At 62.8% G+C, this 22,126-nt stretch carries 24 protein-coding genes; 10 read left to right on the top strand and 14 right to left on the bottom strand.

Features of this window, described 5'->3' with window-relative positions:
• Positions 1-7: 7 nt before the first annotated feature.
• From ACO076_RS17950 to ACO076_RS17930, 5 genes are all read right to left on the bottom strand, one after another.
• The gene (locus tag ACO076_RS17950; protein ID WP_421724182.1) at positions 8-928 is read right to left on the bottom strand and encodes an SMP-30/gluconolactonase/LRE family protein; all 921 of its coding nucleotides are present in this window, start codon (positions 926-928) and stop codon (positions 8-10) included.
• On the bottom strand, positions 925-1,905 hold the full coding sequence (locus tag ACO076_RS17945) for an ABC transporter permease (protein WP_421724181.1): 981 nt from the start codon (positions 1,903-1,905) through the stop codon (positions 925-927). Before ACO076_RS17945 ends, ACO076_RS17950 begins: the two co-directional genes overlap by 4 nt.
• Position 1,906: 1 nt before the next feature.
• Positions 1,907-2,881 (bottom strand): ABC transporter permease, encoded by a 975-nt coding sequence (locus ACO076_RS17940; protein ID WP_421724180.1) that lies wholly within the window; start codon positions 2,879-2,881, stop codon positions 1,907-1,909.
• The gene (locus ACO076_RS17935; RefSeq protein ID WP_421724179.1) at positions 2,878-4,386 is read right to left on the bottom strand and encodes a sugar ABC transporter ATP-binding protein; all 1,509 of its coding nucleotides are present in this window, start codon (positions 4,384-4,386) and stop codon (positions 2,878-2,880) included. Before ACO076_RS17935 ends, ACO076_RS17940 begins: the two co-directional genes overlap by 4 nt.
• 70 nt (positions 4,387-4,456) lie before the next feature.
• On the bottom strand, positions 4,457-5,509 hold the full coding sequence (locus ACO076_RS17930) for a sugar ABC transporter substrate-binding protein (protein WP_421724178.1): 1,053 nt from the start codon (positions 5,507-5,509) through the stop codon (positions 4,457-4,459).
• A 222-nt stretch (positions 5,510-5,731) separates the two neighbouring features.
• Here ACO076_RS17930 and ACO076_RS17925 point away from each other — a divergent pair, with 222 nt between their 5' ends.
• From ACO076_RS17925 to ACO076_RS17910, 4 genes are all read left to right on the top strand, one after another.
• Positions 5,732-6,235: an RrF2 family transcriptional regulator gene (locus ACO076_RS17925; RefSeq protein WP_421724177.1), complete on the top strand. Its 504-nt coding sequence runs from the start codon at positions 5,732-5,734 to the stop codon at positions 6,233-6,235.
• Positions 6,232-7,179, top strand: coding sequence for an NAD-dependent epimerase/dehydratase family protein (locus ACO076_RS17920; protein WP_421724176.1), 948 nt, complete (start codon positions 6,232-6,234; stop codon positions 7,177-7,179). The genes ACO076_RS17925 and ACO076_RS17920 overlap by 4 nt, the downstream gene beginning before the upstream one ends.
• Before the next feature lie 85 nt (positions 7,180-7,264).
• The gene (dusA, locus tag ACO076_RS17915; RefSeq protein WP_421724175.1) at positions 7,265-8,284 is read left to right on the top strand and encodes a tRNA dihydrouridine(20/20a) synthase DusA; all 1,020 of its coding nucleotides are present in this window, start codon (positions 7,265-7,267) and stop codon (positions 8,282-8,284) included.
• A gap of 14 nt (positions 8,285-8,298) precedes the next feature.
• Complete coding sequence (locus ACO076_RS17910) at positions 8,299-9,126, top strand: sulfite exporter TauE/SafE family protein (protein ID WP_421724174.1); 828 nt, start codon at positions 8,299-8,301, stop codon at positions 9,124-9,126.
• On the opposite strand, the gene ACO076_RS17905 is transcribed toward ACO076_RS17910, so the two are convergent.
• Together ACO076_RS17905 and cobS are read right to left on the bottom strand one after the other, a co-directional pair.
• A complete protein-coding gene (locus ACO076_RS17905) occupies positions 9,123-9,857 on the bottom strand; it encodes a retropepsin-like aspartic protease family protein (RefSeq protein ID WP_421724173.1) in 735 nt (244 codons plus the stop codon). The genes ACO076_RS17910 and ACO076_RS17905 overlap by 4 nt on opposite strands.
• 28 nt (positions 9,858-9,885) lie before the next feature.
• Positions 9,886-10,686, bottom strand: coding sequence for an adenosylcobinamide-GDP ribazoletransferase (gene cobS / locus ACO076_RS17900; RefSeq protein ID WP_421724172.1), 801 nt, complete (start codon positions 10,684-10,686; stop codon positions 9,886-9,888).
• Positions 10,687-10,788: 102 nt separating this feature from the next.
• Between cobS and cobT the strand changes: the two genes are divergently transcribed.
• Positions 10,789-11,823 carry a nicotinate-nucleotide--dimethylbenzimidazole phosphoribosyltransferase gene (gene cobT / locus ACO076_RS17895; protein WP_421724171.1) on the top strand — a complete coding sequence of 345 codons (1,035 nt, stop codon included), beginning with the start codon at positions 10,789-10,791 and terminating at the stop codon, positions 11,821-11,823.
• Positions 11,824-11,825: 2 nt separating this feature from the next.
• On the opposite strand, the gene ACO076_RS17890 is transcribed toward cobT, so the two are convergent.
• Positions 11,826-12,935, bottom strand: a complete 1,110-nt coding sequence (locus ACO076_RS17890; protein ID WP_421724170.1) for a sensor histidine kinase — start codon at positions 12,933-12,935, stop codon at positions 11,826-11,828.
• Between the two features lie 161 nt (positions 12,936-13,096).
• On the opposite strand from ACO076_RS17890, the gene ACO076_RS17885 reads away from it, so the two are divergent.
• Both ACO076_RS17885 and ACO076_RS17880 read left to right on the top strand, forming a co-directional pair.
• Positions 13,097-13,717 (top strand): uracil-DNA glycosylase family protein, encoded by a 621-nt coding sequence (locus ACO076_RS17885; RefSeq protein ID WP_421726772.1) that lies wholly within the window; start codon positions 13,097-13,099, stop codon positions 13,715-13,717.
• 129 nt (positions 13,718-13,846) lie between these two features.
• Complete coding sequence (locus ACO076_RS17880; RefSeq protein WP_421724169.1) at positions 13,847-14,344, top strand: Lrp/AsnC family transcriptional regulator; 498 nt, start codon at positions 13,847-13,849, stop codon at positions 14,342-14,344.
• Positions 14,345-14,356: 12 nt separating this feature from the next.
• Here ACO076_RS17880 and ACO076_RS17875 read toward each other — a convergent pair whose 3' ends face one another.
• From ACO076_RS17875 to ACO076_RS17865, 3 genes are read right to left on the bottom strand one after another with little or no spacing between them, the layout of a single operon-like run.
• Positions 14,357-15,052 (bottom strand): DNA alkylation repair protein, encoded by a 696-nt coding sequence (locus ACO076_RS17875; protein ID WP_421724168.1) that lies wholly within the window; start codon positions 15,050-15,052, stop codon positions 14,357-14,359.
• A 19-nt stretch (positions 15,053-15,071) separates the two neighbouring features.
• Positions 15,072-15,707: a molybdenum cofactor guanylyltransferase MobA gene (mobA, locus tag ACO076_RS17870; RefSeq protein ID WP_421724167.1), complete on the bottom strand. Its 636-nt coding sequence runs from the start codon at positions 15,705-15,707 to the stop codon at positions 15,072-15,074.
• 4 nt (positions 15,708-15,711) lie between these two features.
• Positions 15,712-16,539 carry an MliC family protein gene (locus ACO076_RS17865; RefSeq protein WP_421724166.1) on the bottom strand — a complete coding sequence of 276 codons (828 nt, stop codon included), beginning with the start codon at positions 16,537-16,539 and terminating at the stop codon, positions 15,712-15,714.
• A gap of 211 nt (positions 16,540-16,750) precedes the next feature.
• On the opposite strand from ACO076_RS17865, the gene ACO076_RS17860 reads away from it, so the two are divergent.
• The gene (locus ACO076_RS17860; RefSeq protein ID WP_421724165.1) at positions 16,751-18,103 is read left to right on the top strand and encodes a dihydrolipoyl dehydrogenase family protein; all 1,353 of its coding nucleotides are present in this window, start codon (positions 16,751-16,753) and stop codon (positions 18,101-18,103) included.
• 153 nt (positions 18,104-18,256) lie between these two features.
• Here the strand turns inward: ACO076_RS17860 and ACO076_RS17855 are convergent, their stop codons facing one another.
• Together ACO076_RS17855 and ACO076_RS17850 are read right to left on the bottom strand one after the other, a co-directional pair.
• Positions 18,257-18,802: a histone H1-like repetitive region-containing protein gene (locus tag ACO076_RS17855; protein WP_421724164.1), complete on the bottom strand. Its 546-nt coding sequence runs from the start codon at positions 18,800-18,802 to the stop codon at positions 18,257-18,259.
• A 336-nt stretch (positions 18,803-19,138) separates the two neighbouring features.
• The gene (locus ACO076_RS17850; RefSeq protein ID WP_421724163.1) at positions 19,139-19,522 is read right to left on the bottom strand and encodes an SH3 domain-containing protein; all 384 of its coding nucleotides are present in this window, start codon (positions 19,520-19,522) and stop codon (positions 19,139-19,141) included.
• Between the two features lie 472 nt (positions 19,523-19,994).
• On the opposite strand from ACO076_RS17850, the gene ACO076_RS17845 reads away from it, so the two are divergent.
• Positions 19,995-20,210, top strand: coding sequence for a cold-shock protein (locus ACO076_RS17845; RefSeq protein ID WP_421724162.1), 216 nt, complete (start codon positions 19,995-19,997; stop codon positions 20,208-20,210).
• An 81-nt stretch (positions 20,211-20,291) separates the two neighbouring features.
• Here the strand turns inward: ACO076_RS17845 and ACO076_RS17840 are convergent, their stop codons facing one another.
• On the bottom strand, positions 20,292-20,816 hold the full coding sequence (locus ACO076_RS17840) for a TspO/MBR family protein (protein WP_421724161.1): 525 nt from the start codon (positions 20,814-20,816) through the stop codon (positions 20,292-20,294).
• 139 nt (positions 20,817-20,955) lie between these two features.
• On the opposite strand from ACO076_RS17840, the gene ACO076_RS17835 reads away from it, so the two are divergent.
• Complete coding sequence (locus ACO076_RS17835; protein WP_421724160.1) at positions 20,956-22,116, top strand: Mrp/NBP35 family ATP-binding protein; 1,161 nt, start codon at positions 20,956-20,958, stop codon at positions 22,114-22,116.
• Positions 22,117-22,126 lie beyond the last annotated feature (10 nt).

Raw genomic sequence — 22,126 nt, 5'->3', positions numbered from 1 at the left:
CGCACGGTCAGCTGGGGACGGCTGATGCGCGTCCGCCCGGGGTGGCCGCGCGAACCCGATAAAGCGATGACACCGCGGTGATGAACACATCGCGCAGGTCGGCGCCGCCAAACTCGAGATTTGTCACCATCTCGGGAACAGCGACGTGTCCCATCGGCGAACCATCCGGTGCGTAGATGTAAACCCCGTCACCGCCGCCGACCCAGAGGTTGCCGTCGGCGTCGACCCGCATCCCGTCCGGCACGCCGACGGGCATCACCGCGAAATCGCGCGGGTTCGTCATCGCCCAGCCGGCGCCGACATCGTAGGCGACAACCTTGTGATGACGTTCGGACGAGTCGCTGACATAGAGTGTTCGCTCATCGGGTGAGAGACAGAGCCCGTTCGGTCGATAGATGTCGTCGATGACGACGTGGGGCGATGTCACCGTCGGTCCGACCGCGAAGACGTAACAGCCCGGCAGTTCCATCGCTTGCTGATATCCGTGCAATTCGCCCTCCTCGGCCCGCACGCCAAATGGCGGGTCGGTGAACAGGACGGTCCCATCGCTGGTGCAGATCACGTCGTTGGTCGAGTTGAGCACGCGATCACCAAGTCCACTGGCGAGGATTGTCCTGTCTCCGACCGAGCCGTCATCCTTGATGTCGTAAGCGGTGAGGGATCGCGTCGTGTGTTCGCAGGCGAGCAAACGTCCGTGCCGGCCGCGCGACAGGCCAATGGCGAAATGGGCGTTTTCGCACCACCGGGCCAAACCACTATCGTCCCAGCGGTAGATGACGTTCGCGGGAATGTCGGTGAAGAGCAGCATGCCGTGTTCGGCAATCCAGGCGGGGCCTTCCACGAACAGCAGGCCGCTTGCCAGCCGCTCGACGGTCCCCATCGCGGGAGCGCGCTCAGACATTTTTTCGCGGTTCTTCGGTCGGCTCATGATCGGTCCCTTCTTGCGTCGCGTGCCCACCGATCGATCAACACAATCCCGATGACGAGCGCGCCCTTAATCACTTGCTGCGTATTGAAGTCGACGTTGAGAATGGCGAGGCCGTTGTTCATCACCCCGACGAGCATGACACCGACCAGGGTTCGCAACAGCGAACCGTACCCACCACCGAGCGCGGTGCCGCCGAGCACGACGGCGGCAATGGCATCGAACTCGAGCCCGACGGCGCCGTCGGCGCGGGCGTTGCCGATCCGGGCGATGAGGATCATCCCCACCAGCCCCATCAGAGCACCCGCCATGGTGAACACGGCGATCTTCATGCGGTCGACGGCAAGCCCGAGCATCCGGGCGCTGTCCTGGCTTCCGCCGACCGCGTAAACGTGGGCGCCGAAACGCGTTCGCGCCAGCAGCCACCACAACACGACGAACATCACGACGACCCAAAGGAAGGCGGCACGCAGGCCGAATACGGAGCCCGTGGCGAACAGCTCCCTGAACCAATCGGCGGAGAAGATGATCGTCTGGCCGCGGGTGAGCGTTAGTGCCAAGCCCTGCGCAATGAAGAAACTGACCAATGTGGCGATGAACGACGGAACCGCGATGTAAACGGTCAACAGGCCGTTGAGGAGGCCAAAACCGGCACCGACCGCCAGTGCAACAGGAATAGCCCAGAAACCAAAGTCGCCCGCCAACGCGAGCGCAGTCACCACACCCGCCGCGGACGCGACGGCGCCGATGCTCAAGTCGATCTCGCCGAGCAGGATGACGAAGGTCATCGCAAACGAGGCAATGCCGAGGATCGCGATCTGCCGGCCGATATTGATCAAGTTTTCGGGCGTACGGAACGCCGGGCTGAGAATGGCCAGCGCGATCACGATCAGAGCGAAGGCGATGTAGATTCCGGAGGAAGCCAGCAGCGCGCGTCGGGCCTGCTTCGCGGTCGGCTGTCCTGGTGTTGTCGTGCTCATATCAACGGCCACCCGAGGCGATCCGTTCGAGGACGACCGCGATCAGGATGATCACACCCTTGACGATGAACTGGGCGTCCACGTTGATGTTGAGGAGGACCATGCCGTTGTTGAGCACGGCGATCAGCAGTGCACCGAGCAGCGTGCGCAGTATGGATGCCCTGCCGCCGAACAGGCTTGCACCGCCGATGATGACGGCGGCGATTGCATCGAGGGTCAGGGAAGGGCTGCTTCCTGGTGCGCCGCTACCGAGGCGCGAGGCGCTGAGAACTGCGCCGACCCCGACCAACAGACCCATGATCGCGAACACAGTGATCTTGTTGCGCCTGACCGCGACGCCGGAAAGCCTGGCGGCCTCGGCATTGGCGCCGATGGCGAACAGCTCGCGTCCAAATGCCGTGCGCTTGAGCGTTACCAGACAAAGCAGAAACGCAATGGCAACGATCACCAGCGGGACCGGAATTCCAAGCACCGCATCCGAATAGAAGAGGTCGAGAAACACCTCGTCGAGGATCGGCACCGATACCGCGCCGGTGAAGATGAACGCCAGGCCGGTGGCGATTGCCAGCATGCCCAGCGTGACGATGAACGACGGGATCTGACCGATGACCGTAATGACGCCGTTGAGGGTTCCGATGCCGACAGCAAGGACGAGCGTCAGCGCGACGGCAAGGGGCCAGGCGATCCCGTTCGCCATGGCCTGGGCGAGGATCACCGACAAAAGCGCTACTACGGCACCCACCGACAGGTCGATCTCGGCGATCAGGATGACCAGCGTCATGCCGAGCGCTACGAGAATGAGCGTGGCCGAGTCGGTGACAAGGCGCTCGAAGTTGCGGGTGTTCAGAAAGAAATCGCTGGCGAACGAGAAGTAGACGATCAGCGCGAGGAGCCCGAGATAGGGGAGGAGGTCGCGGAAGAGCCGGGCGTAGTTGATCCCGCCTGTTGCCCGGCCGCTGGCGACCTCGGCGCTCACGCCGCGATCTCCGCGTCCGACTCGGTGAACGCCATTTCGAGCAGACCCTCCTCGGTGGCGTCCTTGGCAGCGACGAAGCCGACAATCGCGCCGCCCGCCATGACGGCGATTCGATCGCTGATCGCGAGCACCTCCGGCAACTCGGAGGAAATCACCATGATGGCGACCCCGTCGTCGGCCAACCCGCGGATTCGTTCATAAATCTCGGCCTTGGCGCCGACATCGACGCCCCGGGTCGGTTCGTCGAGCAGGATGACCTTGGGTGCTACGGCGAGCCATTTCGCCAGCACGACCTTCTGCTGGTTACCGCCCGAGAGCGTTTCGGCGCGCACATCGGGAGATGCGGCCCTGACGCCGAGACGATCCATCCAGGTCTCTACCGAACTCCGCAGCCGACTGACGGACAGCCAGCCGCGACGGACGAAACGCCTGAGGCTGGGCAGCGCGACGTTGTCCGACACGCTCAGCGAGAGGATGAGGCCGAGCTGTTTCCGGTCTTCGGGAACGTAGACGACGCCCCGATTGATCGCCTCCGTTACCGTGCGTGGCCGATACGGTTGGCCAAACAGCGACATCGTGCCGTCGTCCGGACGACCGACGCCGGCGATCAGCCGTGCCATCTCGGTCCGGCCCGCACCCATCAATCCGGCCACCCCGAGGACTTCGCCTGCGTGCAGGGCGAGGTCGACGCCAGCAACCGCGGGAGCGCGGGTCAGGCCGCGCGCTTCGAGCGCGACGGGCAAGTCGTCGACAACGGTCGCATGTCGCTTGTCCTCGACCTTGCGTCCGACCATCGCCTGAATCAGCCGATCCCGGTTGAACGCGTTCGTCTCATCGGTGACCACCTTCCTGCCGTCGCGCAGGACGGTGATGCGATTGCTTAACCGGAACACCTCCGACATCCGATGGGTGATGTAGACGATGGCGACGCCCTCATCGCGAAGTCGCTCGACAAGGTCGAACAGAACCTCTTCCTCATGGCGACCCAACGACGATGTCGGCTCGTCAAGGATGAGAACGACTGGCTTCTCGGCGCATGCCCTGGCGATCTCGACCATCTGGCGCTCACCGGTCGACAGTTCCGCAAGCGGTGTGCGCGCGTCGATTTCGATCTTCAGTCGATCGAGAACAGCTTGCGCCTCGCGGTAGAGCGCGGCGTTGTCGAGCATCAGTCCGCTAAGCCGCACCGGTTCGCGACCGACGAGGATGTTGTGGCCGACGCTGAGGTTGGGGAGAACGGTGAGTTCCTGGAAGACCGTCTCGATACCAAGCGCCGTGGCGTCTGATGGCGCTTGCAGGCGAACGTCCCGGCCGCCGACCGTGATCTGGCCGGCGTCAGGCGCGTGGATACCGGCAGCGACCTTCATGAGCGTAGACTTGCCGGCACCGTTCTCGCCCATGAACGCGTGAATCTCACCTGGGCGAACGTCAAACGAGACATCGTCGAGGGCGAGCACGCCGGGAAAACGCTTGGTGACGCTGACGAGTTCTAGAGCGGGTGTCATCGGTTCGGCCCGCACCGGCGGCTGACGTCGAGAGGCGGCGCGGTGGTCGCCTCCCGACGGGCTGCGTGGATCAGTTTTCCCAGGGCCGATCGGCGCCGGGGTACTGGATCGACCACATTTCCTCAAAATTGTCCGCAGTCACCAGCAAGTTGGGGGTGATGATCTCGTCGCAGAGTTCGGCACCAAGGATCGACTGGACCAGACCTTCGATGGCCGCTCGGCCCTGCAACGCGGCTTGCTGTCCGGACAGGGCGACGATGTTGGTGTCGCCGCTGGCAAGCTCGACGTAGCCGGGGGCCTCGGAGTCATACCCGGCGATCGGGATGTCGCGGCCGGATTGCTTGACCGCTTCGGTCGCCGCGTTCACCGCGAGACTCCAGGTCGCGAATATTCCGCCAAGGTCGGGGTTGGCCTGGATCACGTTGGTCGCAAGCTGGAGGAGGGTCTCCTGGCTGAAATCGGATTGGAGCGAGATCATCTGGCCGCCGCCGGCGCCGATGGCATCGAGAATGCCCTTCTCGCGGTCGCGGATCGTCTGTAACGCAAACGGGATACCAAGGACCGCGATCTTAGCGTTCGACTCGCCGATCGTCTCCATCAGTACGGCCCCGGCGTCGAAGCTGCCCTGATACGACGAGGCGTTCATGACGGAGATAACCTCGCCGCGGGCCGGCGCACCGCCGACGATGAACACTGGGATGTTGGCATCGTTTGCGCGGCGAATGGCCTGGCCGATCGAGCCAGCGTCAACCGCAGTGAGGAAGATACCGTCAACCTGCTGCTGCACCAGCGCGTCGAACTGCGACAGCTGGGTGTTAGCATCGAAATCGGCGCTGTTGACGATCAGCTCGACGCCGATCTCGTTGGCGTAGTCCTCGCCGCCCTTCACCAGCGTCCGGCTGAAGTCGTCGGAGATGTTGTTGGTTAGGAAGCCGAAGCGAAGATTGCGCTCCATGACATCACTGACCTGATCCGCGGTCAGCGCCAGTGCCTGGGCGGTGCCAAGGCAGGCGTCCTGTGCGCTCGCGGACGTGCTGAATAAGAACGAGGCCCCTGCAGCCATCGCCGATGCGGTCAAGAGCCGCCGAACTCTGCTCGGGAACCCGTTTTCCGTCTTGGTCATGATCGTTCCTCCCAATCCGGCCACGGCGGCCGGCCTTGACCGCCAGAGCACCAGATTATCAGGTTTCCGTCAATACAAACGTTTGGATTTTGCGCAAACCGGGCTTTTCGCGGCGTTCCGGGATAACCGATGGGCATTAATCGCATGGCGTATTGACTCCAAGAAATATCCTGGATAAAGAATATCGATGATAAGAGTTCGAGCATCGAGCGGCGACTGGCAATGAAACTGAGCGATGGAGTCGAATGGGCAGCGCACTGCGTGATGCTGCTGGGGGCCTTGCCGGCAGCGAGCCGTTTGTCGGGCAAGGCCATGGCCGAGTTCCACGGGGTGCCGGAAAGTTACCTGCTGAAGCATCTCAAGACGCTGACCGCGAGTGGCATCCTGAATTCGGCGCCGGGGCCGAACGGCGGCTACAGCCTGGCTCGACCCGCCGGTGAGATTTCACTTCTGGATGTCGTTGACGCGGTCGAGGGAACCCGACCGGCGTTTCGGTGCACCGACATCCGCCGACGCGGGCCATGCGCGATCGACGATCCCGCCGCCTACGCCAGGCCGTGCGGCATCAACCGCGCGATGTTGCGCGCCGAGGCGGACTATCGCGCAGCGCTGGCGCGAGAAACCATGAACGAACTGATCGATGAATTCGTGGCGTCGGTCGATCCGCGGATCGCCGCGCTTGGACAAGAATGGGCAGAGAAAAACATAAGGACGATAGCAGAATGAAAATCTTTGTGACGGGCGCCACCGGCGTGCTCGGTCGGCCGGTGGTCGGCGAACTCATCAGGTCCGGCGTCGCTGTGACCGCCCTGGCGCGGTCGGAGGCAAACCATGCCGAAATCATGAAAATGGGCGCGAGCCCGGTCTCGGCCGATTTGTTCGACCCGACATCACTCGCCGCGCACCTGCGCGGTTGCGATGCCATACTCCACCTGGCGACCCACATCCCGCCGACCGCTGATTTGAAGCGTCACGATGCCTGGGCGGACAACGATCGAATCCGTGAGAACGGTACCGCTGCGCTGGTCGAGGCAGCGCTCGACATTGGCAGCGTGAAGACGGTCATCTATCCGAGTGTGTGCTTCATGTACGGCGACGGCGGCGATCGGTGGCTGTCGGCGGCCACGGCGCAGCTGGAACCGCTGCCGTTGCTTTGGTCGACGCTGGCTGCGGAGCAGCACGTCGCCCGTTTTGCCGACTCACACGCCGATCGTCGCGGGATATCGCTGCGTCTCGGGTCGTTCTACGGCCCAACGTCCCGGGACAGCGCCGACACGATCGCGCTGGCGCGGAAAGGCTTCGCGGCGGCATTCGCTCCGACCGGAAGCTATCGCTCCCTGATCTGGATCGATGATGCGGCGGCGGCTGTTGTTGCAGCACTGCGCCAAGCGCCGAGCGGGATCTTCGACGTTGTTGAGGACGAACCGTTCACGCAAGAGCAGGCGATAGAGGCTCTGGCAGAGGCGGTTGGGCGAACCAAACTTCGCAGGCTTCCGGGTTTCCTCTCGCGGTTTGCATTGCCATCCGACGTGCGGCAACTCTTGGCGCGAAGCCAGCGCGTCTCGGCGGCACGCTTCAAAGAGGCTGCGGGCTGGGAGCCCGCCGTGCCCAACCAGGCGATCGGCTGGAAGTCGATTGTCGAACCGACGGAACTCGCCGCCGCGGCTTGATGCTGTGGCCAAAGCCGGACTCGAAACTGCGGTCGTTTCGGCGTAAGGAATGCGCGCTCTGTCGCTAAGCTTGATCGACACTAGAATGCGCGCTCACGACAAGATCATCGCGGTTGCCCCCATGATGGATTGGACGGACCGGCACTGCCGGTTCTTCCATCGGCAGCTTACGCGCCGAGCACTGCTCTATACCGAGATGGTCGTCGCCGATGCGGTAATCCATGGCGACCGGCAGCGCCTGATTGGGTTTTCGCCGGTAGAGCACCCGGTCGCGATCCAATTTGGCGGCGCCGATCCGGAGCGACTGGCGACCGCCGCTCGCATTGCGGAGGCGTTCGGCTACGACGAAATCAACCTTAACGTCGGTTGTCCGTCCGATCGGGTTCAGTCCGGCATCTTCGGTGCGTGTCTGATGAAGACGCCGCAGCTGGTCGGCGCGTGTGTCGCGGCGATGAAAGCGTCGGTGGCGATCCCGGTCACGGTCAAATGCCGGCTTGGCGTTGACGATCAGGACACCGAGCCGGCGCTCGATGAACTGGCCGATGCGGTCGTGGAGGAAGGTTGTGACGGGATCTGGGTTCATGCCCGCAAGGCCTGGCTCTCCGGGCTCAGTCCAAAGGAGAACCGGGAGATTCCGCCGCTCGATTGTGGGCGGGTCTATCGTCTGAAACAGCGATTGCCGAGCACGTTTGTCGGGATCAACGGCGGCGTCGAAACACTCGAAGCCGTTGGCGACCACCTGACGAAGGTCGACGGCGTGATGCTCGGCCGCGCCGCGTATCAGCGACCTGCGCTCCTCGCCGAGATCGATCGGCGATACTTGGGGATGCCCTCAAGCATTCAGCCGGAAGACGCCGTCCTTGGAATGATGCCCTACATCGAAGCGGCGCTGGCCGACGGCGTGCGGCTGCACCAGATCACGCGGCATATGCTCGGCCTGTTCCATGGTCGGCCGGGTGCACGGCGATGGCGTCAGGTGCTCTCGAGCCAGAGTTCGGGGGGCGACCTCACCGTTTTGTCGGAAGCGCTTGCCGCCGTTGGTCCGGAGGTTTCCGCGCCGGCCGCGATGAGCGAACCGTCTGTCACCCAGTTGGCCGTGGCGTAGCGGTCGCGCCGTCGATGGAAATTACCGCCTCGCCCGCCGAGCTTCTACAGCTTGCGCTCGCGCTACTGGCATCGGGCGCGGTGTCGGGCCTGCTTGCCGGCTTATTCGGCATCGGCGGCGGCGCCGTTGTGGTTCCCATCATGTACGAGGCGCTCGCCTATGTGGGTGTTGACGAGTCGGTGCGCATGCATATCGCCGTCGGCACGTCGCTTGCCATCATCATCCCCACGTCGCTGCGCTCGTTCCTCGCTCACAAGCGACGCGGCACGGTGGACATGGCCTTGTTCCGCAGCTTCGCGATTCCCGTCCCTGTCGGCGTCGTGGTTGCCTCCGTGGTCGCGGCGGTGATTTCGGGCGCTGCGCTGCGGGGTATCTTTGCCGCGATTGCGCTTGTCGTTGCGCTGAAACTGATCTTTGCCCGGGAACACTGGCGGCTGGGCGCGGACATTCCCGGCAATCCATCCCGGGCGATCGTCGGGTCCCTGATCGGCTTCTTCTCGACCCTGATGGGTATCGGCGGTGGCATTATCACGAACGCCTACATGACCCTCTACGGTCGCCCGATCCATCAGGCGGTATCGACATCGGCGGGTGTCGGTGTGCTGATCTCCATTCCCGGCGCGATTGGCTACATGTGGGCCGGCTGGGGCAATCCGCTGTTGCCGCCGCTGTCGCTGGGCTTCGTCAACCTTGTCGGCGTGCTGGTGGTGATACCGACCAGCATTCTCATGGCGCCGGTCGGGGTGCGGCTGGCGCACGCCTTGTCGCGCCGGCAGCTCGAGATCGCGTTCGGCCTGTTCCTGCTGGTGGTGGCGGCACGGTTCTCCCTATCGCTGACCTAGGGCGTCAGCACCAAGCGATCGCCCATGATGGCGTAGCCATGCAGTTCGTTGAGGAACGACAGCCCGAGCAGACTCTGGCCAAGCAGGCCGGAGGGTGCGACGAGGGCGCGAACGTTCCGTTGCTCGATCGGCCCGATCGACATCGTGTCGAGCGTGATCGCCGCGGCCCGCATCACACCGTTCGCGGTCCGGATCGGGACGACGAACGACAGCTCCGCCGGATCGATACCAACGCGCCGGGCGTCGTTGCTGGTCAGGGTCACGAAACTGGCGCCGGTGTCGAACAGCATTGCAACCGGGACGTCGTCAACCGTGGCCCGGACAGCGAAGTGGCCGTCGAAGGCGCGCGTAAAGGCGACGCTTTCGGGATTGCCGTCGCCTGTGAGCTGACCGGTTATGGGCACGCCGGGGGCGAGCGACCCAACCAGGCGTCCGGCAAAGCCGGCGAGCTCGTCGCGGCTGGCGTAAAGACCAGCGATCACAAGGATGACCGCCGCCCATATCCCCATCGACCTGACGACCTGCCATGCCCCGATCGGGCGCACCAAGATACCAGCGCCGACGAACAGCAGGATCGCGATCAGCGCGACTAGCCTCGGTAAATCAATATCTTGCCCGATAAATCCAACATCCAACACGAAGAAGCCGATTCCGGCGATCAGACCGACGACGACCAGCCCGAGGATTAGTCGGGGTAACAGCGGGCTTCTTGGGTCACGGTCATCGACCACGAGCGGAAGACATCCTTTTCGTTCGAACTCAGGACGCACTCGCCGCGCCGATAAGGAACGCGGCTACGGCAATTTGTTGGCACGCACCGAGTGTATCGCCGGTCCGGCCGCCGATCTGAGCGCGTGCCATGCGAATGAAGATATAGGTAACGATCACCGTCAGGAGAATGCCGGCGATCATGGCGGCGAATCCGGCGACCGGCCACACCAGCGCCAACACAACAGCAAGACTGACGGCTTGCCCGGTCAACAAGGCGCTTTCGCTTGGCGGTCCGGTGTCGTGGGCGAGACCGTCCGCCCGCGCCGCGGGCAAGATCGACCAGGCTTGAAGCATCGCCGCGCGTGAAACTGCTTCCGCGGCGATCAGGACCAGGCCGGCTCGCCAGGGATCGCCGCGTGCGAGGCTCCACAAGGCCAGCACACGGAACAGAATCGAGAAGATCAGAGCAACCGCTCCGAAGGTCCCGATATTGCTGTCGCGCATGATCTCAAGCTTCCGGTCGCGAGTCTTTCCGCCGCCGAAGCCGTCGAGCGTGTCCGCGAGCCCGTCCTCATGCAGGGCACCGGTGACGGCCAGCGTCGCGGCCACGGCGAGCGCGGCGGCAAGCGCCGGAGGCGTGCCAAGCAGGGCAGTTGCGACCAGAATCGCAGCGCCGATCAGCCCGACGATGACTCCGACCACCGGGAACATCCGCGACGCGCGGGTGAAATCGGGCGGCGCATCGTCGCGCGTATCCGAAGTCGGCAATCGGGTGAGGAACGCCAACGACGCAAGGAAATCCGCCAGCATCGCGGCGGCTTCCCGGCGAGTCGCGGTTCCGATGACCATGACGGTGCCCCGTTTGTCGGAGTTGCGGAGGATGCTGCGTGGCTTATAGAACCAGCCTTTCGCCGCTCCAAGCGAGTCGACGACGATAAGAATGAGGACTCGATGCGGCCAGAGTCAGGCCTTCCGTTCGACGATATCCGCAACCTGATTGCGACGATGCCGGGGCCGGATGGCGCGGCGGTCGAAGCCGTGCGTTTGCGGGATGCGCTGCTGACCAAGCCGCCGGGCTCGCTTGGGCGGTTGGAGCGCATTGTCGAGTGGCTTGCGGCCTGGCAAGCGAAACCGCAACCCAGCGTCGATCGACCCCTAGTGGCGATTTTCGCGGGCAATCACGGGGTGGTGGCACGCGGGGTCTCGGCTTTTCCGCCGGAGGTCACCCGCCAAATGGTGGACAACTTTGCCGCTGGTGGTGCGGCGATCAACCAGATCTGTCTGACGCTCGATCTTGGCCTGAAGGTGTTCGATCTCGCTCTCGACCATCCCACTGCTGACATCACGATCGAACCGGCGATGGACGAGGTCACATGCGCCGGGACGATGGCGTTCGGGATGGAAGCCACGGCGGGCGGTCACGATTTGCTGTGCATCGGCGAGATGGGGATCGGCAACACAACGATCGCTGCGGCGATCTGCAATGCCCTGTTTGGTGGCACCGCCGATGATTGGGTCGGGCCGGGGACCGGACTGGACGAACCGGGCCTTGCCCGAAAGCGCGCTGTCGTTGCCACGGCGCTGACATGCCACGCGGACTGGCTTGGCGATCCACTTGAAGTTCTGCGGCGCCTCGGTGGCCGCGAAATTGCCGCGATGGCGGGCGCGATCGTCGCCGCGCGTCATGGCCGCATCCCCGTTGTCGTCGATGGCTTCGTGGCGACGTCGGCCGCCGCCATCCTTCACGCCCTCGACGCCTCCTCCGTCGATCACTGTCTCTTCGGCCACGTATCCGCCGAACCGGGGCACACCCGGGTGCTCGCCGCGATGGACAAGGAACCGATGCTCGACCTCGGAATGCGGCTGGGTGAGGGGACCGGTGCCGCGCTGGCAGCCGGGATTGTGCGCTCTGCCGCGACCGTTCATCGTGGCATGGCGACGTTCGATCAGGCCGGCGTCTCAGAAGCCGACGATCAATCGGAATAGCGTCAGCTGGCCTCGCGCCAGCGAGACTTGCTCGTCGGTTCGCTCTGCTCCCGCATCACTCGCGATGCCGGGAACGTGACGGTCGCGTAGGTGCCTTCTCCGGGCGGCGATCGCAAGGTGAAGGTCCCCTCATGTAGCTGTACCAAGGCTTGAACGATCGGAAGGCCGAGGCCAACACCTTGTTCAGCACCTCGGGTGGCGGCGATCCCCCGGCCGAACGCGGACAGCGCGATCGGAATCTCATTTTCCGCAATGCCGGGACCTGTATCGCGCACGCACACGAATTGACCACCAGCTACTGTGCCGACCTCGATTGTGATCGACCCGCCGGTCGGCGTGTACTTCACGGCGTTTGTGAGAAGATTGAGAACGATCTGGCGGATCGCGCGGTCGTCCGCCCACAATCTGGGTAGATCAGACTGGTAGCGTTCGCTGACGGTAATCGACTTTTCAAGCGATTTTGGCTCGATCATGCGACGGCACGCGTCCGCGACATCGGCCAGATGTATCGGTTCCTCGTTGAGGTCTTCGTGACCCGCCTCGATCCGCGACAGATCGAGGATGTCATCGATCAAATTGAGCAGGTGCTGACCACTGGAGTGAATGCTGGCCGCGTACTCGCGGTGTTTCGTTTCATCGACCGGATGCAGTTCCTTGGCGCTCATGATTTCGGAGAAGCCGATGATCGCGTTAAGCGGGGTTCGCAACTCGTGACTCATCGTTGCGAGAAATCGCGATTTGGTTCGATGGGCCTCTTTGGCAAGCCGACGCCACTTCCGTTCAGACGTCTCGGCAACCAGCAGTTCACTCTTGAGCCTGGCAGTCTCAGAGCGATGTTCCCGCGCGGTTTGGGCGGCCGATCCGTACCGGAAAGTAAGCAAGAGGACGGCGCCCTGTGCCAGGATCGCCGAGACCGCAAGGGCCAAGAACACGATGCTGGTGGGATGAGTTGAAATAGCCGCCAGACCAAGAGTGATCGAAAGCAGCGCCGCTGCGACTGCTGCGGCAACAGTAACCTGCGACGAGAAATGGAGCGGCCACCGGCCAAGGCCGCCACTCTCATCGTGCCGCGTGATACGGTCGTCTTCTTCGTAGAGGTGTCGGACGGTCAAGGTGTCATCTCAGCGTTTCGATGGCCAGGACGGGTACCCGTTTGAGTTGTTTCTATAGGATCGACGGCAAGGCTTAACCTCAGGCTGCCCAGCGTGGTTAACGAAATGAGGATGGTTTGACGCCACAAAACGAAGCCCCAGTCGCAACGTCCGATCCCAATGTGCGCCTGACGCTCTCAGCGCTGACGCGCGAGATTCGGGCGTGTCGGATTTGTCGCGATGCGCCAACGGGGCCGCCACTGCCACATGAACCGCGGCCGGTGCTCCAAGTTTCGCGAACCGCAACGATCTGTATCGCCGGACAAGCGCCGGGTACGCGCGTTCACGCGTCAGGAAAGCCGTTCACTGATCCGTCCGGAGACCGTCTGCGGGCATGGATGGGGGTGGATTCCGATACGTTCTACGACCGTCGCCGCATCGCGATCGTCCCAATGGGCTTCTGTTTCCCCGGGCAGGATGCCCGCGGTGCTGATCTCCCGCCACGGCGAGAGTGCGCGCCGGCCTGGCGGGAGGCGCTGATGGCACGACTGCCTCAAGTGAAACTTGTGCTAGCGGTCGGCTCCTACGCCCAGCGTTGGCACCTTCGCGCCGAAGCCGGCGGATCGCTGACCGAGACGGTCTCGCGCTGGCGCGACATCGTTGCGACCACCAACCCGACGGTCGTTCCGCTGCCCCATCCCTCCTGGCGCAACAACGCCTGGCTGAAGAAGAACCCATGGTTCGAGACCGAGCTTCTTCCCTATCTCAGTGAGGCGATCGCGCGACATCTACCGGATGCTTGACTCGCCCGGTGATGACCGCTACCGCTCCACGGAAAATGTATCCAAAGATTAAAGCATTGCGTTGTCAGTTTGGCATTTTCTTCCGGCTGTAACGTAACAAGGCGAATCATTTAGCGATGGAATGAGGAGATGATTGATCGACTCGACCGCAAGATACTGCAGATTCTCCAGGAAGACTCGACGATACCTGTCGCCGAAATCGGGCGACGAATTGGGCTTTCGACGACACCGTGTTGGCGTCGGATTCAGAAGCTCGAAGAGGATGGTGTCATCCTCGGCCGCGTTGCCCTGCTCGATCCCACCAAGGTGAATACGCGCGTCACAGCGTTCGTTGCGATCACCACCAACCAGCACAATGACGAGTGGCTTCGCCGGTTCGCGGAGGTGATCCGCGAGATGCCTGAAGTCGTCGAGTTCTACCGGATGGCCGGTCAGGTCGATTACCTGCTGCGAGTCGTCGTGCCGGATATCGACGCCTATGATGCGTTCTACAAACGCCTGATCGAACGGATCGACATCGCCGATGTCTCCACGACCTTCGCGATGGAGCAGATCAAGCACACTACGCAACTGCCGTTGAGCTATGTCGTTCTCGCCAAGGAAAAGACCGGCGCTTCGCGGCAATAAGAGCGTTGACCGTCATTTGGCGCTTCGCTTGGCGATCCGCTCCAGCTGAACCGGATCGGAAAGCTCGCGGGCGGCGTCTCGGCCGATCCACCGGGCAGCCTTGTTGTCGGCCTCAGCCAGCCTTTCGGCAAGCGCCAACGCCGGTCCGTGGAGCGTGATCGACCGCTTGCCGATTTGGCGGAGGGCCCAGTTCACGGCCTTCTTCACGAAATTCCGCTCGTCCGTCGCATGTCGTTCGATCAGAGGCAGATAATCGAGGAACGTCGTGTCAGGCACCGTCTTTCCGTGAATCGTGTGGGCGGCGAGCAGGGCAAAGCCGGCACGGCGAACGAACTCTCGCTCGTCGTGCGCCCATTGGATGATCTTCTTGTCGACGAAGGCGGTCTTGTCGAACAGCTTCAGGCAGGCCTGATCGCACAAGTCCCAGGAGTCGAACGCGGCGGACCAAGCATCCATCTGTTCCGCGGTCACCTGCTTGGGATCGTCGATCAGGACGGCAAGCAGCCGCGCCTCGTGATAGCCGCTGTCCCATAGCGCCGCAGCCAACGTGTGATCGCGGCGATGTCGTCGGGCGATGGGGCGGAGTTCAGCCATCGAAATCCCAAACGCCTTGTCGGTGTTGATGCCATATCGCGCCATGCCAGCGCGGCTCTTTTCCGATCCGAGCGTCTTCAGTTCAGCAAGGATATCGGCGGCGTTCGTGGGCATGGACTGAACGTCAGTCGCGTCAGGCCGGCGAGTGGAGTTGAAGGGCGGATAGGTGGCGCTCCGCTTCGGCAAGGTCGTTCGGCGTGTTGACGTTGAAGAACGGATCGAAACCATCTTCCGTATCGAAATCGACGGCGGCAAAGCCGATCTGTTCCAGCCAATCACCGACGCGACGGGAAGGCGAGTGGGCGAGGAACTGAGCGAGACTCTCCCTGAGGGAGATCGGGAACAGGCCAATGACCTTGTGAAGGCGACCGGCCGTTCGCGCGACAGCAATACGGTTACCCCCGGTTCCGCCGGGGAGTCTCGACACGAGATCGGAGGGAATGAACGGCGTGTCCACCGCGACGGTGACGATGCGTTTAGCGTCCGGCGCATGCGCCATTGTCCACTCCATCCCGGCCAGCAATCCCGCGAGCGGGCCGGCATGGCCGGCAACAGGATCGCCGACCACTGGCAGTCGGAACGCTGCGAACCGGTTGGGATCACCATTAGCGCTGATAACGACAGAGCTGGCCTGTGGTGCAAGCCTCGTAAGGACGTGCGCGATCAGCGGCCGGGCGCCGAGTGGAACGAATGCCTTGTCCCGACCTCCCAGTCGCCGTCCGCGTCCGCCGGCGAGAACGACGGCAACCGGTTTTGCTCGGGAAGACACGTGATTATTGGCCGATCACCAGCGTCCTTCGCATCGCGTCGAACTGGTCGACCAGGGCTTGTTCGTCGAACGCGACGACGGTTCCGGGGTCGTAGTTGGCAAGGTTGGTCGAGTGGATGAATGTGCGGACGGCAAGACAGGGGGACGTGCCGACGAGGGCGTACACCCGTTGGTCATAAAGGTTGCCGGCGCCCGCATCGCTGAGCGAGGCCACGGAGTACTCAGTTCCGTTTTCGGTGATCGTCTCGGCCGGCGTAGCCCCAGACGGGAGGAATGCGGGTGCAGCGCAGTCGGACAGATCGGGTAGCGTCTCGACGCTGAGTTTCGTGTCGCTTGCGAGGTTGGTGCCGTCGGTCATTGCAGCCGGAATTGTAAACGCCACGCCGGTGATGTCGTTGTTCGGACCGAGCCCCTGGTAGACGTAGCCGCCATCGACGGTATAGCCCGGCGGATATCGCAGCGAAAACCCGAACTCGGAACTCGCGAAGACCAACCAGCCGGAGTCCGGCACCTCGTCGCTGACGCGGATGCAGCCATTGTAGGTTGGCGTCGCATCGGTACCCTCGGTGAGGAACGCCGTGTTGCCCTTGTTCCAGAAGACGATTGTCTCGTTGGCATTGGCGTAGCGCGCGCCCGATCCCGACATGGTCTGCGGCAAAGTGAAGTCACGGCCGTCGCTCAACACCACTGAAACGCGGTCGGGATAGAACGCGGCATCGATCGTCTTGCCTAGACTACAGGCGAAGGACGCATCGGTGATCAGATCGGCGGCCGAGGCGCCGCTCGAAATGATGATCGCCGCGGCCATAGCGGCGGGTCGGAGCAGAGACACCGCGAACCTCCTTGTTCGGTCAGAATGCGATCCGAGACTATCACAAAAGCGTGTGACGCCGGGACCGGCGTCATGTCACCGAAAGGCGTCCAGGTTCTGATTTGAAAGGCGTTTCGCGGATGGATTCGGCCACATCAAAGTGATCGGCCCGTGCGTGATCGCCTTCCGCCGCACACCTAGATTGGCAGTGCTGGGAACAGAGGCGAAAATCATGGTCAACAAACAATTTGATGTGGTCGTCATTGGCGGCGGCAATGCCGGAATCGGAGTGACGGGTCCGGCGCGCAAGGCGGGGCTGTCGGTCGCCGTCCTCGAACCGTCGCTGCTCGGTGGGACCTGTTCGAACCGCGGTTGCACGCCCAAGAAAGTCCTAGTGGCGGCCGCGCATGCGCTCGACGAAATCGCCAGGGCCGGCGAGCATAAGATTTCTGTTGCAAAGCCGGAACTCGATTGGGCCGGGTTGATCGGACGCGAGAAAGGATTGATCGAGGGGCTTCCGAACCGGTTTCGGCAGGCACTGGACGATCGCGACGTAACGGTGATCGAAGGACAGGGCCAGTTCGTTGGACCGAACAGCGTTGCGGTCAATGGCGACGTGTTGGAGGCGCAGCACATCGTCGTCGCGACAGGATCGGCTCCGCGCCAATTGCCGATCGCGGGTGCTGAACTGATGGTGACGTCGGACGAGGTCCTGTCGGATCCACGCCAGCCTCGTCACGTCGTGTTCATTGGCGGCGGTGTGATCGCATTTGAGTTCGCCCATGTTTACGCACGCGCCGGAACGCGGGTCACCATTCTGGAAGCTGCGCCGCACTTCCTCGGTCCGTTCGATCAGGATGGTGTCGCCCGTGTCGTTGCAGAGACCGAACGCATCGGAGTCGAATTGCACAAAGACATCGTCGTCGAGAGCATCGAAGCCAACGGTCAGAGTCGCCGTGTGACGTTTCGTTCGGGCAGTACGACGCATCGCATCGATGCCGATCTCGTCGTCAACGGCGCCGGTCGAGTTGCCAATCTCGACAGCCTCGACCTCGAGGCAGCGGGTGTCGCCATGGACCGTGGTCGCATCACTACGGACAACCATTTTCGATCCGTGTCGAACCCTGCCGTCTGGGCTGGCGGCGACGCTCTCGTCGGTAAGCCTCAACTGTCACCGGTCGCGACCCTTGAGGGAAACATCATTGGCGAAAACATCGCCGGTGGTTCGCGGCAGCGACCGGACTATCGGCAGATCCCGTCAGCGCTGTACACGATCCCGACCTACGCAATGGTTGGTCTCACCGAGGCCGCTGCACGTGAAGCAGAACTGAATACTCGGGTCGAGGTCAACGACATGAGCGGTTGGCTGTCATCGCGAACCTTCGCTGAGAGCGAAGCCTGGGCGAAAGTGATTGTCGATACCGACACCGATCTCATATGCGGGGCCCATATCGTCGGTCATGCTGGCGAGGAGCTTATCCATCAGTTCGCGATGGCCATGCGGCATGCGATCACCGCGACCGAGATGAAGCAGGCGACCTACGCCTTCCCGACCTACAGCGCCGACGTTCGCTCGATGTTTTAGTTACTGAAACGAAAGGCTTTTCGGTAGCGAGCGCATAGAAAAATCGGCCGTCGGCAGAGCCCGACGGCCGATTGCTACAACGGGAATTCCAAACTGCACACGCCGCCATCGACGTCGGTGCTTCCGACTTAGGTGGCGGCGTGAGCGAGGGTGCTAGGACCGCTTGGCCGTCGTGCGCCGTGCCGGAGCCCGACGCGCGGTGGACTTCTTCGCCGCGGTAGCCCGGCGAGCCGTCGGCTTCGCAGCCGTCGTCTTGCGAGCAGTCGTCTTACGTGCGGTGGTTTTCCGCGCCGCAGGCTTTTTCGCTGCCGCAGTGGTCTTGCGTGCCGCCGGCTTCCTCGACGCAGTTGTCTTCCGCGCTGTGGTTTTCCGAGCCGCGGGTTTTCTCGCTGCGGCCGTCTTGCGTGCCGCTGGCTTTCTCGCGGTCGTCGTCTTGCGCGCGGTGGTCTTTTTCGCTGCCGCCGTCTTCCGCGCGGCGGGCTTCTTCGCAGCAGTGGTCTTGCGTGCCGCTGGTTTCTTCGCGGCAGTTGTCTTCCGTGCTGCCGTGGTCTTCCGTGCTGCCGTCGTCTTGCGAGCGGCGGTGGTCTTACGAGCGGACGTCGCGCGGGCGGCAGGCTTTTTCGTCGCGGTCCGCGTGGCGGCAGCTTTTTTGGCCGGAGCCTTTTTTGCCGCCGTCTTCCGGGTTGCTGTCTTCGCCAAGGTATTTCTCCTCTTCGTGCCGGATCGCGAATCGACCCGCGTTGCGCATTCTAATTCACCTTGCCGGTTAATATCGCGCTAATTCAAAACAAAGCCGACATCCACGTCGATAGAAGTTTGGCGACGTAAGAACGATGTGCATGACTCAACGCGCGACAATCGAGCATCGACAGTTCGTAGTCGCCGCTCCTTGATCGCGCGTCGTTTTCTTCGACACCGAAAAGCGCATCGGTGACACACCGCGTCCGTCACGGCTGATCAAAACAATGCGCTCCCATGGCTCATGATCAACGTTGCTTGTCGCGATGCGACTCGAGACGCAGACTCGGATCGCGCTCAGTTGCTGAAGCTGAAGTAGAAACCGAAACCGCTGCGCGGATATCGATACGGATAGCGATGGTAATAGCGCGGTGGCGGTAGCCGCCGGTAGTATGGCTTCGGAGCGTAGTAGGGCTTCGGAGCATAGGCGCGCGGCCGCGGACCGTGTGCGATATAGGCCGCAGACATCCACCCGCGAACGCCATGGAAGTTCACCTTGCACCAGCGCGGCACGCAGCGTTGGACCTTAACCCATGCACCGGGTGGTGCGGTGGTGATGACGTGGTACTTCGTACTTGGACCGCTGCGAACGTTGACCGCCGTGGTCGTATAGGCTGCGTGTGCAATTGCTGGAGCCAGCGCGGCAAACAGCAGACCAATTGCAAAGGATCGAAACCGCATCGGGGGAGTCCTCTCGTGAGCGCCGGGCGTGCGGTCTAGTGCACGTACCCTGATCGCCGCAACAGCAGCGATCGCGTCCCCCTCGACGCTTAAGGTTGACGATTCCTCGGCGAAATTATGACAGAGACGCGCTTGGCGAAATCGTCTGTCGTCTTCCCTTGGACCCGTTTTGCGGGTCAGCGGAGCGCTGCCGGACCGACATTGGCTGGTTCACATCGACGCACCCAACCATTGCGCTCTGGCCATTTCTGCCGCATAAATCCATTTGCGGGCATTTTATCGGAACCCGGCGGAGACTGGAGAGGACGCTCAGGCGCAGACGAATGCCTGGCAGCGGGCGGAAATCCGAAATGACGGTGGCCGGACCACTGACACAAACGCGGTACTTCCTTCGCCGACATCTGAAAAGCCTGCGAGACCCGTGCGGCGCAAGCCGACGGAATGACGACTCGAAAATCGAAAAGGTTACCTGATGCGTCAAAACGGCACCGTGAAATTCTTCAATGCATCGAAGGGCTACGGTTTCATCACGCCCGACGATGGCGGAAACGACGTGTTTGTCCATGTCACTGCAGTGGAACGTTCGGGCATCCCGGCCTTGACTGACGGCATGCGGATCTCGTTCGAGACTGAGCCGGACAAGCGCGGAAAGGGGCCGAAGGCGGTCGACTTGCAGGTCGCGACTTAGGGGGGCGTGGCGCCGGCCGAAAAGGCCGGTGCATATGTGAAGGCCGCCGGCACGCCGGCGGCTTTGTTTTTCTGACCCTTGCTAGTTGAGTGTCAGGATGGCGATGTTGAGCACCGTCGCGAAACAAACCCATCCGAGATAGGGCAGCATCAGCGCACCGCCAAGGCGAGTGACGCGGAAGTAGAGCGCCGTCGCCCAAAGGATCGCCAGTATCAACGGGATGATGATCACCAATCCCAAGAGCGGACTCTGCGCTCCAAAGAATCCCCAGGACCAGGCAACGTTAAGAACGAGTTGGGCCGCGAACGCCACCAGACCCCAGGTCCTTGGCCGGCTATCAGGCGTTCGCCACACCAGCCAGGCAGCGATCGCCATAAGGGTGTAGAGAATCCCCCAGGCGATCGGAAACACCTCGTTTGGCGGATTGAACGGCGGTTTTTCGAGGCTTGCGTACCAGGTCGGGATGTTTGGGGCGGTTGCCAACTGGCCGACATAGGCAGCGGCAAAACAAAGCACCACGAATATGACCAGGGCAATGATCTGGGAGGCCGGTGTCCGTGAAGCAGGTGTGGCGCTCGTCGACGACGTGGTTTCCTGATGCGTCATGCGTGTCACTCTGGTCGATGATCTTGAAGAACAGTGTACCCTGAGTGCCTCGCCTTGCGCCATGAGACGCATCCTTCTTGTCTTGAGGTGCGGCAAGCGATCGTTATGGTCGCACGCGGGATAACTGACGAGTGCCGCGATGCCTGATGTAACCAAAGACCAAGTGATCGAGCGCCTGCGTGGTGTAGCCGGGCCCGACGGGACGAGCGACGTCATCTCGCTGGGGCTCGTATCCGACGTGCTCGTGTCGGACGGCAAGGTGATGTTCTCGATCACCGTTCCGGCCGAGCAAGCGGCTTCGCTCGAACCATTGCGCGCCGCAGCCGATGCCGCCGTTCGGGAGATACCAGGTGTCGAGAGCGCAATGGTGGTCCTCACGGCCGAGAAGAAGGGCGGTGGTCCCCCGACCGGAGCTGCGCGCCAGCCGCCGGGCAGTCGCTTTACCGGACCGGATCCGCGAGGCGAGCCGCCGTCGCGTGGCAAGGCGGGCATCCCCGGCGTCGACGCGATCATCGCTGTGGCGAGCGGGAAGGGGGGTGTCGGCAAGTCGACGACGGCCGTCAATCTGGCCCTCGCTTTTCAGGCGAACGGCCTCAAGGCCGGTATCTTGGATGCGGACATCTACGGGCCATCGCTGCCTCGGCTTCTCAATCTCCGAGATCAGAAGCCGGAGATCGTCGGCGGGCGGACGCTCAAACCACTACGTGCGTACGACGTCGAGGCGATGTCGATCGGTTTCCTCGTCGAGGAAGAGACGCCAATGATCTGGCGCGGCCCGATGGTTATCTCCGCGCTCAATCAGATGATGCGCGAAGTTCAGTGGGGCTCACTGGATGTCATGGTCGTCGACATGCCGCCGGGAACCGGTGACGCACAACTGACCATGGCCCAGCAAGTGCCTCTCGCCGGCGCGGTTATCGTCTCGACGCCGCAGGACTTGGCCCTGATCGATGCCCGCAAGGGATTGGCGATGTTCCAACGGGTCGACGTACCAGTGCTCGGCATCGTCGAGAACATGAGCTACTTCCTCTGCCCGCATTGCGGTGAGCGGACCGACATATTCTCTCATGGCGGTGCGCGAGACGAGGCGCAGCTCCTGGGCGTTCCGTTCCTCGGCGAGGTGCCGCTCGATCTGGAGATACGCCTAACCTCCGACGCTGGCACGCCGATTGTCGCCGCCGATCCCGACAGCCCCTACGCCATCGCCTATCGGGACATCGCGACCCGCGCATGGGAGGGTGTCGAGCGCGAACGCTCCGAAGGCGGCCGACCGCCGCCGCGGATCGTGATCGAGGAGTAGCCAGTACCGT

The sequence above is a fragment of the Bauldia sp. genome (assembly GCF_965232525.1).
GTDB lineage: Bacteria > Pseudomonadota > Alphaproteobacteria > Rhizobiales > Kaistiaceae > Bauldia.
Note: the sequence above shows the minus strand (reverse complement) of the source record. Positions and strands in the feature narration are given on the sequence as shown.

Coding starts and splice junctions, on each gene's coding strand:
- ACO076_RS17950 (WP_421724182.1), bottom strand. CDS start 928: ATGAGCCGACCGAAGAACCGCGAAAAAATGTCTGAGCGCGCTCCCGCG.
- ACO076_RS17945 (WP_421724181.1), bottom strand. CDS start 1,905: ATGAGCACGACAACACCAGGACAGCCGACCGCGAAGCAGGCCCGACGC.
- ACO076_RS17935 (WP_421724179.1), bottom strand. CDS start 4,386: ATGACACCCGCTCTAGAACTCGTCAGCGTCACCAAGCGTTTTCCCGGC.
- ACO076_RS17930 (WP_421724178.1), bottom strand. CDS start 5,509: ATGACCAAGACGGAAAACGGGTTCCCGAGCAGAGTTCGGCGGCTCTTG.
- ACO076_RS17925 (WP_421724177.1), top strand. CDS start 5,732: ATGAAACTGAGCGATGGAGTCGAATGGGCAGCGCACTGCGTGATGCTG.
- ACO076_RS17920 (WP_421724176.1), top strand. CDS start 6,232: ATGAAAATCTTTGTGACGGGCGCCACCGGCGTGCTCGGTCGGCCGGTG.
- dusA (WP_421724175.1), top strand. CDS start 7,265: ATGCGCGCTCACGACAAGATCATCGCGGTTGCCCCCATGATGGATTGG.
- ACO076_RS17910 (WP_421724174.1), top strand. CDS start 8,299: ATGGAAATTACCGCCTCGCCCGCCGAGCTTCTACAGCTTGCGCTCGCG.
- cobS (WP_421724172.1), bottom strand. CDS start 10,686: ATGGTCATCGGAACCGCGACTCGCCGGGAAGCCGCCGCGATGCTGGCG.
- cobT (WP_421724171.1), top strand. CDS start 10,789: ATGCGGCCAGAGTCAGGCCTTCCGTTCGACGATATCCGCAACCTGATT.
- ACO076_RS17880 (WP_421724169.1), top strand. CDS start 13,847: ATGATTGATCGACTCGACCGCAAGATACTGCAGATTCTCCAGGAAGAC.
- ACO076_RS17875 (WP_421724168.1), bottom strand. CDS start 15,052: ATGCCCACGAACGCCGCCGATATCCTTGCTGAACTGAAGACGCTCGGA.
- ACO076_RS17860 (WP_421724165.1), top strand. CDS start 16,751: ATGGTCAACAAACAATTTGATGTGGTCGTCATTGGCGGCGGCAATGCC.
- ACO076_RS17850 (WP_421724163.1), bottom strand. CDS start 19,522: ATGCGGTTTCGATCCTTTGCAATTGGTCTGCTGTTTGCCGCGCTGGCT.
- ACO076_RS17845 (WP_421724162.1), top strand. CDS start 19,995: ATGCGTCAAAACGGCACCGTGAAATTCTTCAATGCATCGAAGGGCTAC.
- ACO076_RS17840 (WP_421724161.1), bottom strand. CDS start 20,816: ATGACGCATCAGGAAACCACGTCGTCGACGAGCGCCACACCTGCTTCA.
- ACO076_RS17835 (WP_421724160.1), top strand. CDS start 20,956: ATGCCTGATGTAACCAAAGACCAAGTGATCGAGCGCCTGCGTGGTGTA.